The following is a 13,454-nucleotide window of genomic DNA, read 5'->3' as shown; positions in this document are numbered from 1 at the left end:
GCTGGCTCCAGGGGCTAGCGCTCCAGCACCACCACCGACCTCGGCGGCACCCGCACCGATGCGCCGTCGACCACCGCGCGGTCGGTGCACAGCGGGTGCGCCCGCCAACCGCCGACCGGGGCGGTGACCTCCTTGGCCACCGGGAACGGGTTCACCACCACGATCAGCCCGTCGCGCGCCGGGTCGCGGTCGGGACCGGCGGTGTCGTCCAGGTGCGCCACGACCACGCCCGGTTCGGCCGCCGGGAACGACAGCTTCGCCTGCACCTGCGCCGCGTCGCCCAGGGTGAACAGCGGCGAGGACCCGCGCAGCCGCAGCAGCTCCAGGGTGTGCTCCAGCGCGGACCGCAGGTCTTCGGGCGCGGGCTTGAGCGCCGGGTCGGCCAGCAGCGGCGCCGAGTGGGGCCACTTGTCGGCGTTGTCCGGCGCGGGCGGCAGGCCCCGGCCGAACCCGTTGTCCCGCAACGACGGGTCGTACCGGTTGAACCAGTCGCCGGAGTCGTAGCTGTTGCGGTCGAGCGACTTCGAGCGCAGGAACTCGCTGCCCGCGTGCAGCAGCGGCTGCCCCTGGCCGAGCAGCACGGGCGCGAGCGCGACGCGGTGCATCCGGACCCGGTCGGCCATCGGCGTGGACGGCGGCAGCTTGAACACCTGGGCGTCGAACAGGGTCTCGTTGTCGTGCGCGTCCACGTAGCTGATCACGTCCGCCGGGACGCCCGCGTAGCCCGCGGGCGAGCCGTTGTACGGCACGTCCCGGCCGCTGACCTCGCCGCCGGACGTGGACCGGAAGCGGAACCCGGCCGCGTTGCCCGCCATGCCCAGCTTCACCAGGTCGCTGTAGTTGGTCAGCCGCACGGCGACGTCGCCGTTGGCGGGCGAGCCGTTGAGGTCGCCCGCGAGCCCGGTGCCCAGGCCCTGCACGCGCGGGTCCTCGTCGAACGGGCCGCCGCCGCGCACCGCGTCGCGCAGCCGGTCGCTGAACGTGCCGATGCCGGTGCCCGCGAGGTTCGCCTGGGTGGCCTGCTCGAACCGGGCGTTCCCGGCGACCTCGCCGAAGTCCCAGCCCTCGCCGTAGAGCCGGATCGAGCGGCCGTCGACGCCGTCGCGCTCGGGGGTGAGCGCGTCCAGGGCGGCGCGCACGGCCAGCAGGTTCGCCTTCGGGTGGTGGCCCATGAGGTCGAACCGGAAGCCGTCGACCTTGTAGGTCCTGGCCCACCACACCACCGAGTCCACGACGAGCTTGCCCGTCATGGCGTTCTCCGGCGCGGTGTTGGCGCAACAGGTGGAGTTCGCGATCGAGCCGTCGTCGGCGAACCGGTGGTGGTAGCCGGGGACCACCTTGTCCAGCACCGAGAGCGGCCCGTCGCCGGACGCGGCGGTGTGGTTGTAGACCACGTCCAGCACGACCTTGTTCCCGTTGGCGTGCAAGGCCCGCACCATCTCGCGGTACTCGCGCGAGCGGGCCGCGCCGGTCTGCGCGGCGTCGGTCGCGTACGAGCCCTCGGGGGTGTTGTAGTGCAGCGGGTCGTAGCCCCAGTTGAAGCCGTCGTCGGCGGCGGTGGCGGCCACGCACTCCTGCTGGCGCGGCGAGTCCGGGGGCAGCGAGGGCAGGTCGCAGTCGGGCGCGCGCTGGTCGGCGCGGCGCTCGGGGATGGTGGCGATGTCGAAGGTGGGCAGCAGGTGCACGGTGTCCAGGCCCGCCTCGGCGAGCAGGCGCAGGTGCGCCATGCCGGTGGAGTCGCGGTGGGTGAACGCGCGGTAGGTGCCCCGGTCCGCCTCCGGGACGGAGTCGTCGCCGATGGAGAAGTCGCGCACGTGCAGCTCGGTGATGCCGTGCTCGACGGGGTTGGCGCCCAGGCCGCGCGCGACCTCGGTCGACCAGCCGTCCGGGGCGGTGGCCGGGTCGGCGAGGTCGGCGAACTGGGAGTGCGTGGAGCCGACCGCGAGCGCGACCGAGTACGGGTCGGTGACCACGACCGCGCGACCGGCGGCGGTGATCTCGTACTGGTAGAAGCGGTTCTTCCAGGTCCCCGCGCCGGACCAGGAGCCGGAGGCGTCGTCGCGGGCCAGGTCGAGCACCTCGGCGGGGTCGCCCTCGGGGGCGTCGAACAGGCGCAGCCGCACCCGTGACGCGGTCGGGGCCCACAGGCGGGTGGTGACGCGGTCGCCGTCGAACGCCGGGCCGTAGGAGAGGGCCGTCGCGGCGGGCGCGAACCGGTCGTCCAGGACGCCCGCGAGCTGGACCCCGGTGCGGTGCCTCAGCGTCCCGGCCGCGTCGACGTGCACGGCGGACAGCGCGCCCCCGCGCAGCGCCGCGTCCACCCGGTCGGTGTCGCGGACCCGGAACACCGGTTTGCCGCGCAGGTGCGGGAACTGCTCCGGCACCGCCTCGGCGCTCGGCTCCAGGCGCAGGACCTTGCCGCCGTGCTCGATCCGGTAGCCGTCCGAGGCGACCACCGGCACGTCCCACACCACCAGGTCCTCCCGCACCCAGGCGGCCTTGGACTTCGTCAGGTCGTCTTCCACGGGGTCGCCTCCGGAGGGCGGCAGCACGTAGGACGCCGAGCCGTCCGGCTTCGCCGACCCCGAGGCGAACCACACCTCGTGGCCGGTGCCGGTGACGTCGAGGAACTGGTCGGCTCCGGGGTCCTTGGCGTCGCCGCGGTGGATGATGTGGGACAGGCCCGGCGCGCCCTGCGCCAGCGGCACCGACCAGTGGACGCCGAAGCCGTCGTCCCCGTCCGGCGGTCGGGACTGGTTCCACCCCGGACTGGGCTCGGCCGACCCGGTCCAGTGGTAGAGGGTCCACTCCGCGTAGTCGCCGTCCGGGCGGTGGTAGTGGATGACGGCGCGGTTCTCGGCCGCCGCCAGTGACGGGAACACCCGGTCCTCGCGCACCCAGGCCTGGCCGTCGGTGCGGCCGGTGGCCTCGGCGGTCCCGTCCCGCAGCACGGTGAAGTCGACCGGGCCGGTGGCGGGAACGGTGGCGACGCCGTTGGTGAACGGGACCTCCACCCCACCCGCGCGCACCGTGCGGCCGGTGGTGTCGCCGAGGTGGTGCACCAGCACCCGTCCGGTGGCGGCGGCCTGGCTCGGGTGAACCGCAGGGTCACCCTGCGCGAGCCACACCTGCGGGCTCGTGGACGGGTCGACGAACCGGTCGGCCGAGGTGTCCTTCTCGTCGCCCCGGTGCACGACGATCCCGACCTGCCGCGCGCCCGGCGTGAGCTTCACCCAGGCGAACCGGCCGTACGGGGTCTGCCCCGCGAACGGCAGCGGTTCCTGCCAGGTCGGCTCGGACTCGACGTCGCCCCAGGCGTGCAGGCCCCAGCCGGTGTAGTCGCCGTCCGGGCGGGCGTAGTGCACGACCAGCCAGTCCGGGCTGCCGGTGGGCGGCTGCTCGACCGGGGGCGCGGGCACGAGGGCGAACCGCGCGCCGTCCGCGCCCACCCGCCCGGCCGCGTCCTTGGCGACCACGCGCACCTCGACGTTCTCGCCCGCTGCGGCACCCGGCAGGGAGGCGAGGTCCGCGAACACCCGGTACGGGGCGGCGTCGTCGGTGCCGAGCACCGTCCACTCCGGACTCCCGTCGACGCGGGCGGCGAACGTGGCCTGCGCGTAGGGCGCGGTGATCCCGTCCGCGCGCAGCTCGACCCGGTCGTCCAGGGCGGTGCCCTCGGCCGGGGTGACGAGGGTCGGCGCGGGCTTGGTGGCGACGGCCTTGCCGGTGGCGCGCAGCACCAGCGCCGACAGCGGCGGGACGGTGACGCGGACCGTGCCGTCCGCGCCTCGGGTCGTGGTGGGACCGGGTTCGGGGAACACCTGGCGCAGCGCGGTCGAGCCGACCGGGACGTCCAGGGTGCTCGGGGCGGCGCCCGCGTTGGCGAGGACGAGGTGCTCGACCTGGGCGCGGCGGTCGAAGCGGCTGAACGCGATGACGTCGCCCTCGGCCCGGCGCAGCACCTGGTTGCCGCCGCGCCACACCGGGTCGGAGTCGGTGAAGCGGGCCAGGTCGGCGAGCTGGCGGTACAGCGGGTGGTCGGGGACGTGGTTGTCGTCGGCGCCGGTCCTGGTGGTGCCGATGAGCCGCTCGGCGGCGTAGGACGGGGTGGCGCTGGCGAACAGGTCCTGGCGGGCGTCCTTGTCGCCGCCTGCGCCCGCGAAGCCCTGCTCGTCGCCGTAGTAGACGACCGGGTTGCCGCGCCACAGGTGCAGCAGGGCGTTGCCGAGCTTGAGGCGCTCCAGCAGGTCGGTGTCGTCGGGGCGGTTCTGGCGCAGCAGGTGGGCGACGCGGCCGAGGTCGTGGTTGCCCAGGAACGTGGGCAGGGACGAGGCGTTGGAGTCGGCGTCGGTGTAGCGGTCGTCGGCGAGCAGGACGTCGCCGAGGCGGGTCGCGCCCCGGCCGGAGAGGAAGTCGAGCGCGGCGGACTGGAACGGGAAGTCCAGCACGGACTGGAGCCTCGCGTCGGTGGTGTAGCGCGAGGTGGTGGCCGGGTCGGCGTCGAAGACCTCGCCGAAGACGAAGAAGTCCGGCTTGCCGCGCTGGGCGGCGTAGGACTTCACGTACGGGGCGAGGGCCTGCCAGAAGGCGGTGTTGACGTGCTTGACGGTGTCGACCCGGTAGCCGTCGATGTCGAGGGCGTCGATCCAGTGGGTGAAGACCTGCTTCATGCCCGCGACCACGCGCGGGTGCTCGGTCATCAGGTCGTCCAAGCCGGAGAAGTCGCCCTGCAGGCTGGACTCGCCGCTGAACGTCGAGTCGCCGCGGTTGTGGTAGAGCGCGGGGTCGTTGAGCCAGTCCGGGGACTTCGGGTGGGCCGGGTCGGGGACCGGGGTGTACGGGAACGAGGTCGCCGGGTCCAGGTCGGGGAAGTCCGGGCTGCCCGCGAGCTCCTCGACGTCGACCGGGTTGCCCTCGCGGTCCAGGTACGGGACGGCCTTCGAGCTGACGTAGGCGTGGGAGCCCTCGGCGTAGTCGATGACGTCGGCGGTGTGGTTGGCGACGATGTCGAAGAAGACCTTGATGCCCCGGCGGTGCGCGTCGCGGATGAGGCGGCGCATGTCGTCGGTGGTGCCGAAGTGCGGGTCGAGCGAGGTGTAGTCGGTGGTCCAGTAGCCGTGGTAGCCGGCGGACGCGTCGGGGCCCGAGCCCTGGACCCAGCGGTTGCGGAAGACCGGGGTGAGCCAGAGGGCGGTGGTGCCGAGGTCGTCGAGGTAGCCGAGCTTCTGCTGGAGGCCCTTGAGGTCGCCGCCGTGGTAGAAGCCCTTGTCGGTGGGGTCGAAGCCGTGCTGCTCGCGGGTTCCCTCGGTGTGGGCGCGGTCGTTCGACGGGTCGCCGTTGGCGAAGCGGTCGGGGAGGGCGAAGTAGAAGCGCTCACCGGTGGGGGCGTCGCGGAGTGCGTCCTTGGCGAGGGCCTGGTCGCCCGCGCGGGCGCCCGGTGGGAGGTCGGTGGTCTTGCCGACGGCCAAGCGGGCTCCCGGTTCCGGGGCTGCTTGCGCCTGGGCCTGGTGGGTGACGGCTGCGGGCTGGACGAGGACCAGCGCGATGAGCGCGGCGACGGACCGACGCACCGCGACCTCCTTGTCGCAAGTTCTTGCGGCTGCGCCCGGCGGCTCCACCGGGACAGGGGCAGCGCATCACGGTGCGGTGGGGGCGACAAGGGCCGAGCGGTGGAAAAGACTTGCAGGAGGTTCGGGGTGCCGCGCGGGCCCCGGCCCGGCCGGTCGACCGGACCGGGCCGGGGCGGTGGCGTCAGCGGCGCTGCGGCTCCAGGGTCGTGGACCACAACGACCTGCCCGTCGTGTCCCGCAGCCACACGGTCAGCTCGCCGGTCCCGCCGTCCACGAACACCTCGCCGAAGTGCTGGAACCCGTCGAGCGGCGAGGTGTTGGCTGCGGGCGGGGCGTTCACGAAGACCGCCTGCGGGCCGAACGTGGGGTCCAGGGCGTTCGGCCCGAACGCGCCCGCGTGCAGCGGCCCGGACACGAACTCCCAGAACGGGTCGAAGTCGAAGGTCGCCGCCCGGTCCGGCGAGTAGTGGTGCGCGGCCGTGTAGTGCACGTCCGCCGTCAACCACACGGTGTTGCGCACCCGGCGGCGCTTGAGCTCGCGCAGCACCCACGCCAGCTCGTGCTCGCGCCCGCCCGGTGCGCCCGGCAGGCCGTTCGCGACGCCCTCGATCCCGTCGCCGTCGGGCACGACCAAGCCGATGGGCAGGTCGGCGGCGATGATCTTCCAGGTGGCGGTGCTGCGGTCGAGCGCGTCCACCAGCCAGCGGGCCTGCGCGGTCCCCAGCACGCGCCCGGCCTTGTCGCGCGGGGAGGTGTTGGCGTCCTTGTAGGAGCGCATGTCGAGCACGAACACCTCGACGTGCGCGCCGTACCCGAACTTCCGGTAGACCCGCCCGTCCACCGCGCGGGCCGGATCGACCGGTTGCCACTCGTGGAACGCCCGGAACGCGCGCGCCGCGAGCACGTCGACGCGCTTCTCGGTGTACTGCGGCAGGTCCAGGATCTCGCCGGGGTACCAGTTGTTGACCACCTCGTGGTCGTCCCACTGCACGAACGAGGGGACCGCGGCGGTGAACTCGCGGACCTTCGGGTCGAGCATGGTGTACGCGAACTGGCCCCGGTACTCGTCCAGCGTCTCGGCGACCTTGGCCTTCGCCGGGGTGGTCGTGTTGCGCCACACGCGGCCGTCGGGCAGCACCACGCGCTCCTGGAGCGGCGCGTCCGCGTAGACCGTGTCGCCGCTGTGCAGGAAGAAGTCGGGTCGTCGGGCGGTCATGGCCGCGTAGCCGGGCATCCCGCCGAGGTCCGGGTTGCTGCCCCACCCCTGGCCCGCCACGTCGCCGGACCAGGTGAAGCGCACGTCCGCGCGCCCCAGCGGGGCGGTGCGGAAGCTGCCGGTCACCGCCTCGCTCCTGACGCGCCCGTCGAGGTCCTCGGCGACGACCCGGTAGTGCACCGACCGGCCGGGCGGCAGCCCGCGCACCCGGACCTTGCCGGTGCCACCGGTGTCCGGCGTCAGCAGCGGCCCGCGCACCACGCGCGCCCGCCGGAAGTCCGGGTCGGCCGACACCTCGACCACCATCCGCGCGGGCCGGTCGGCCCGCGTCCAGACCAGCCCGCCGTCCCACGACACGTCGCCGGACTGCACCCCGTGCGTCAACTCGGGCCGCCCACCGCGCGCGAGCGCGACACCGGGCACCAGGGCCCCGGCGACCCCGACCGCGCTCGCCTTCAGAAGCGTCCGCCTGTTCACCACGCCTTCGCTCATGCCCCTCGTGTGTAGTGGGCGCAGGCGACAACGGGGTGAACGCACCGGACAGGTGAGGCGTCGGGAACGCACGCATCAGGTCGCACACGTCGGGACGCGCAGCCGGCGCCACAAAGCGGACAGTGACCCCGCTCCGATGGATGACGTGGCGAGAGCGCTCTCACTCCCCCGAAGGACGCAGGGCAGAGCTCAGCAGTGATTCCTCAACTGAGAGAATAAGCCGCTAAATTTCACCCTTTAGCGCAAGTTTTGCTCCATAAGGGTGGCTATGCACCCCGTTGTCCCCTCTTTAGATGGTCACCTACCAAGGTGACGTGACGACGCAGAGCGCTCTATAGTCTCCCGCACTAAGGGCTATGCCCCGGAGGAGAAGTGCGGGAGCAACGGTTCAATGCACCAAGTCAACCCGACCACACCGGTACTCCGGGCGTATGTCGACGAGACCGGCGATCGCGGGTTCGGCCCCTCGGCTTCCCGACTGTTCGGCCTGTGCGCCGTGCTGGTCCCGGACGAACTGGACCACGAACTCCGCAAGACCGTCCGGGAGTTGCGAACCGGTTTCGGCATCCCGGAAGGCCACGCCCTGCACTGGGCGGACCACCTGCGCGCGCGCAACCACGACCGGCGTCGCCACGCGGCCAAGACGCTGTCCGAGGTGCCCGGCGTCCAGCTGATCTACGTCCTGGTCGACAAGGGGGCGCTCGCCCCCGCGTCGGACGTGCACGGCGACGCCGCGCTGACCTACACCAGGACCACCCAACTGCTGTTCGAGCGAATCGCGGTGGCCGCCCGGACGTGGCCCGGCGGACACCGGCGGGTAATAGCGGAAATCTCCCACACCCGAGGGCACGACCACCTCGCGACGCTAAAGCACATCGGAGCGCTCTCCCCCCACGACAGCTTTTCGTGGCGGCTCGCGACGTCGAAGATCACCGTCAGGGGGGCGGCCGATCGGGACGGCCTTCAAGCCGCGGACCTCTACCTCGGGATGTTCAACGCGGCTATTACCCGTGACAAGTACGGGAATCACAGCGACGAGTACCTGGCGGAGTGCTTGCACCAGGTGCGCCGGGACCCGCTCGGGCGGATGCTCGGCCACGGTTTCACCGTGCTGGGCCACGACTCGCTCATCACCGGGCAGCCCTGGTGGCCGTCGTCCGAAGGACGAGGGCTCCCCACGGAGCCCGAGGCCGCTGCGTCCACCGAGGTGGAAGGGGCCGGTCGACCCGGTCCAAGCGGTGGTTCCCCGCGACTCCGTGAAGAGCCGTAGCGGAACACTAGAGAGCCTTCTCCGCAAGGCGCAAGCCAGGCGAGGGGATTCCACCGGGTTTCCGCAAGCCCGGAAACACCGGTCGCCCAGCACGGCCCCGGAACGCCGATCACCAAGCGCGGCCCCGAAAACGCCGATCGCCGCGCACCGGGACCCGGTGCGCGGCGATCGTGGGGAGCTCTCCGCTACGCCTTCGGCTGCTCGCCCGACTTCCAGGCTGCCGCCTGCTCGGCCTGGGCCTGGGCGGCCTGCTGCTGGCTCGGCAGGCGGCCTTCGGCCATGCGCTTGGTGACGTCGTGGCGCAGCCACAGCAGGTAGGCCCACACCAGGCTGAACATGATGCCGACCGCGCCCAGGGCCGTCATCAGGACGATGCCCGCGACCATCACGACGTGCAGCGCGATGATCAGCCAGACCACCCACGGGTGCTTGAGCAGCGCGCAGGCGCCCACGAACGCCAGGATCAGGGCCAGCACCAGGTAGCCGGTGCCGGTGCCGACGCCGCCTCCGAGGTTCGCCACCACCGGCAGGGCCAGCGCGGTGACGATGGCCTCCAGGATCAGGGTGCCCGCCATGATGCCCCGGAAGGACTTCATCGGGTCCTTCTTGGGGGCTGGCGTCGGGGCCGCCGGGGTCGTCATGCCGGTTCCTTCCCGAACAGGGCGCGGGTCTCCCCCGCCGTCACCACGGAGCCGGTCACGATGACGCCTCCGCCGGACACCAGGCCGTCCTCGGTGTCCTCCGCCATGCGGACCGCGTCCTCGATCGCGTCGGCCAGGTTCGGCTGCACGACGATGCGGTCCTCGCCGAAGATCGGCAGCGCCACGCCCGCCAGGTGGTCGGCGTCCATGGCCCTCGGCGAGGAGTTCTGGGTCAGCACGACCTCGGCCACCCTCGGCTCCAGCGCGGTCAGGATGCCGACGGCGTCCTTGTCGGACATGACGCCGACGACCGCGATGAGCCTGCGGAAGCCGAACTCCTCGTCGAGCGCCTTCGCCAGCGCCTCGGCGCCGTGCGGGTTGTGCGCGGCGTCGACCAGCAGGGCGGGCGCGGCGCGCAGCCGCTCCAGCCTGCCCGGCGACTCGACGCCCGCGAACGCCTCGCGCACCGCCTCGACGTCGAGCTGCCGCTGCGGCCCCGCGCCGAAGAACGCCTCCACGGCGGCGAGCGCCAGCGACGCGTTGGCCGCCTGGTGCGCGCCGTGCAGCGGCAGGAACACCTCGTCGTACACGCCGCCGAGGCCCTGCAGCGCCAGCATCTGACCGCCGACCGCCACGTCGCGCCGCAGCACCCGGAACTCCGAGCCCTGCCGCGCCACCGTCGCGTCGACCTCGGCGACCCGGCGCAGCAGCGCCTGCTCCGCCTCCGGCCGCTGCTGGGCGAGCACGACCGTGGCGCCGGGCTTGATGATCCCGGCCTTCTCCTCGGCGATGCCCGCCAGGTCGTCGCCGAGGAACTCGACGTGGTCGATCCCGATCGGGGTGATCACGGCGACCCGCCCGTCGGCCACGTTCGTGGCGTCCCAGGAGCCGCCGAGCCCGACCTCGATCACGGCGACGTCGACCGGCGTCTCCGCGAACGCCGCGAACGCCATGCCGGTGAGCACCTCGAACTTGCTCATCGGCACGTCGCCGCGCGCGTCCACGATGGACACGTACGGCTTCACGTCCCGGTACGCCTCGACGTACTGCTCCGGGCTGATCGGCGCCCCGTCGACGCTGATCCGCTCGGTGGCCAGCTGGAGGTGCGGGCTGGTGTAGCGACCGGTGCGCAGGCCGACGCGCGTGAGCAGCGCCTCGACCATGCGCGCGGTCGACGTCTTGCCGTTGGTGCCGCCGACGTGGATCACCGGGTAGGCCTTCTGCGGCTCGCCCAGCACGTCGACCAGCGCCTTGATCCGGTCGAGGCTCGGCTCGATCTTGGTCTCGGGCCAGCGCTCGTTCAGCTCCGCCTCGACCACGCTGAGGATGCCCAGCGCCCCCGGTTCGAACCCCATCACGCCTCCGGCAGTGTGGCCAGGCGGGCGTTGATGCGCTCGATGTCGGCGCTCGCGGCCTCCAACCTGCCCTGGATCTTGGCCACCACGTCGGCCGGGGCCTTCGCGGTGAACGCGGCGTTGCCGAGCTTGCCCTGGCACTGGGCCTGCTCCTTCTGCGCCGCCGCGAGGTCCTTGGTCAGCCGCTTGCGCTCGGCGACCACGTCGATCGCGCCGGACAGGTCCAGCTCGACCTTCACCGTGCCACCGGTCAGGCCGACGTCCAGCGACACCGAGGCGGTGAAGCCGTCGCCCGGCTCGGTCATCCTGGTGAGCGAGCGCACCGACTCGACCAGACCGGCCAGGTCGACCTCGTCCGCGCCGAGCACCGCGCCGCCGACCTTCTGACCGGGCTTGAGTCCCTGGTCGGAGCGGAACCTGCGGATCTCGGTGACGAGCTTCTTCACGCCCTCCACCCGCCGCGCCGCGTCCGCGTCGGCCTGCGCGCCGCTCGCCGCAGGCCACTCGGCGACCACCAGCGACTCGCCGCCGGTGAGCGTGGTCCACAGCACCTCGGTGACGAACGGGGTCAGCGGGTGCAGCAGCCGCAGCAGCTTGTCCAGGACGTGCCCGAGCACCAGGCGGGTGGACTCGGCCCGCTCACCGCCCTCGGCGATCTGGACCTTGGCCAGCTCCAGGTACCAGTCGCAGAACTCGTCCCAGGTGAACTTGTAGAGCGCGTCGCTGATCCGGGAGAACTGGAACGCCTCGAACTGGGCGTCCACCTCGGTGATCAGGCCGTCGAGCAGGTCGAGCACCCAGCGGTCGACGTCGGTCAGCTCGGACCGGTCGGGCAGCGGGCGCTCCACGTTCGCGCCGTTGCCCAGCGCGAACCGGGTGGCGTTCCACAGCTTCGTGGTGAAGTTGCGGGAACCGGCCGCCCACTCCTCGGCGAGCGCGAGGTCGGAGCCGGGGTTAGCTCCGCGCAGCAGGGTGAACCTGGTGGCGTCGGCGCCGTAGGAGTCCATCCAGTCCAGCGGGTCGATGCCGTTGCCGCGCGACTTGGACATCTTCTTTCCGTGCGCGTCGCGGATCAGGCCGTGCAGGAACACGTGGTCGAACGGCTGCTTGCCGTCCATCGCGTACAGGCCGAACATCATCATCCGGACGACCCAGAAGAACAGGATGTCGTAGCCGGTGGACAGCACGCTGGTCGGGTAGAACTTCGCCAGGTCGGCGGTCTGCGCGGGCCAGCCGAGCGTGGAGAACGGCCACAGGCCCGAGGAGAACCACGTGTCGAGCACGTCCTCGTCCTGCGTCCAGCCCTCGCCCGACGGCGGCTCCTCGTCGGGGCCGACGCACACGATCTTGTCGTTCGGGCCGTACCAGACCGGGATGCGGTGGCCCCACCACAGCTGGCGCGAGATGCACCAGTCGTTGAGGTTCTCCACCCAGTCGAAGTAGCGCTTGGCCAGCTCCGGCGGGTGGATGGTGGTGCGGCCGTCGCGCACGGCCTCGGCGGCGGCCCTGGCCAGCGGCTCGACCTTGACCCACCACTGCATGGACAGGCGCGGCTCGATGACCGTGTCGCAGCGCGAGCAGTGCCCGACGCTGTGCTGGTACGGGCGCTTCTCGGCGACGATCCGGCCCTGCTCGCGCAGCGCGGCCACGACCGCGGGGCGCGCCTCGAACCGGTCAAGGCCCTCGAAGGGGCCCTTCACGGTGATGTTGCCCCGGCCGTCCATGACGGTGATGGCGGGCAGGTCGTGCCGCTGGCCGATCTCGAAGTCGTTGGGGTCGTGCGCGGGGGTGACCTTGACCGCGCCGGTGCCGAACTCCGGGTCCACGTGCTCGTCGGCGACCACGGGCACGAACCGGCCGGTCAGCGGCACCTCGACGTCGGTGCCGATCAGGTGCTGGTAGCGCTCGTCCTCGGGGTGCACGGCCACGGCGGTGTCGCCGAGCATCGTCTCGGCGCGCGTGGTCGCCACGACGATCGAGCGGTCGCCCTCGCCGTAGCGGATGGACACCAGCTCGCCGTCGTCGTCGGAGTGGTCGACCTCGATGTCCGACAGCGCCGTCTGGCAGCGCGGGCACCAGTTGATGATGCGCTCGGCGCGGTAGATGAGGCCGTCGTCGAACAGCTTCTTGAAGATGGTCTGCACCGAGCGGGACAGGCCCTCGTCCATGGTGAACCGGACGCGGGACCAGTCGACGCCGTCGCCGAGGCGGCGCATCTGGCCGAGGATGCGACCGCCGACCTCCTCGCGCCACTCCCAGACCCGCTCCACGAACTTCTCGCGGCCCAGGTCGTGCCGGGACACGCCCTCGCTCGCGAGCGCGCGCTCCACGGCGGTCTGGGTGGCGATGCCCGCGTGGTCGGTGCCGGGCAGCCACAGCACCTCGTAGCCCTGCATCCGGCGGCGCCGGGACAGGGCGTCCATGACGCTGTGGTTGAGGGCGTGGCCCATGTGCAGGCTGCCGTTGACGTTGGGCGGCGGCAGGACGATGGAGAAGGGCGGCTTGTCGCTGTTCGCGTCGGCGGTGAAGTACCCGCGCTCGACCCACCGCTCGTAGAGCCCCGCCTCTACCTCGGCGGGGTTCCACGCCGGCGGGAGTTCGGGACGCTGGGGTGCGGAGGGCTTCTCAGTCACGCCGGGAAGTCTACGAAGAACGACACCGCCGACTCGAACCAGATACCCGGCGCCGGGGGCCTCGCGGCACACATTCCGGGCAGGCGCACCCGGAAGCCTCACCCGGCCCGCCGACGCGCGGTGATCGCGACAGCGGGTGACGCGACGCTGCGGACGGTCGTTCAAGCAGGTGGGAGCGGGTTTGGGTGGGATCGGCACACTCCCTTGACCACCCTGACGGATTCACCCATCCAGGAGCTCTCGTCACCCACTGCGACACCCGTAACACCACCCCCGG

Annotated in this window: 6 protein-coding genes; 1 reads left to right on the top strand and 5 read right to left on the bottom strand. The window is 72.4% G+C overall.

Annotation, left to right across the window (positions count from 1 at the left end; all coding sequences use genetic code 11):
* Positions 1-14 precede the first annotated feature (14 nt).
* Both pulA and LV78_RS04545 read right to left on the bottom strand, forming a co-directional pair.
* Positions 15-5,570 (bottom strand): pullulanase-type alpha-1,6-glucosidase, encoded by a 5,556-nt coding sequence (pulA, locus tag LV78_RS04550; RefSeq protein ID WP_253843457.1) that lies wholly within the window; start codon positions 5,568-5,570, stop codon positions 15-17.
* Between the two features lie 181 nt (positions 5,571-5,751).
* On the bottom strand, positions 5,752-7,278 hold the full coding sequence (locus tag LV78_RS04545; protein ID WP_253843456.1) for an alkaline phosphatase D family protein: 1,527 nt from the start codon (positions 7,276-7,278) through the stop codon (positions 5,752-5,754).
* Positions 7,279-7,669: 391 nt separating this feature from the next.
* Here LV78_RS04545 and LV78_RS04540 point away from each other — a divergent pair, with 391 nt between their 5' ends.
* Entirely contained in the window at positions 7,670-8,548 is an 879-nt protein-coding gene (locus tag LV78_RS04540; RefSeq protein WP_253843455.1) for a DUF3800 domain-containing protein, read from the top strand.
* A gap of 185 nt (positions 8,549-8,733) precedes the next feature.
* Here the strand turns inward: LV78_RS04540 and LV78_RS04535 are convergent, their stop codons facing one another.
* From LV78_RS04535 to LV78_RS04525, 3 genes are read right to left on the bottom strand one after another with little or no spacing between them, the layout of a single operon-like run.
* A complete protein-coding gene (locus LV78_RS04535; protein ID WP_253843454.1) occupies positions 8,734-9,189 on the bottom strand; it encodes a DUF4233 domain-containing protein in 456 nt (151 codons plus the stop codon).
* Positions 9,186-10,544: a bifunctional tetrahydrofolate synthase/dihydrofolate synthase gene (gene folC, locus LV78_RS04530; RefSeq protein ID WP_253843453.1), complete on the bottom strand. Its 1,359-nt coding sequence runs from the start codon at positions 10,542-10,544 to the stop codon at positions 9,186-9,188. Before folC ends, LV78_RS04535 begins: the two co-directional genes overlap by 4 nt.
* Positions 10,544-13,177 (bottom strand): valine--tRNA ligase, encoded by a 2,634-nt coding sequence (locus LV78_RS04525; protein WP_253843452.1) that lies wholly within the window; start codon positions 13,175-13,177, stop codon positions 10,544-10,546. The genes folC and LV78_RS04525 overlap by 1 nt, the downstream gene beginning before the upstream one ends.
* Positions 13,178-13,454: the final 277 nt, after the last annotated feature.

This window comes from Actinosynnema pretiosum (assembly GCF_024171695.1).
Taxonomy (GTDB): Bacteria; Actinomycetota; Actinomycetes; order Mycobacteriales; family Pseudonocardiaceae; genus Actinosynnema; species Actinosynnema pretiosum.
Note: the sequence above shows the minus strand (reverse complement) of the source record. Positions and strands in the feature narration are given on the sequence as shown.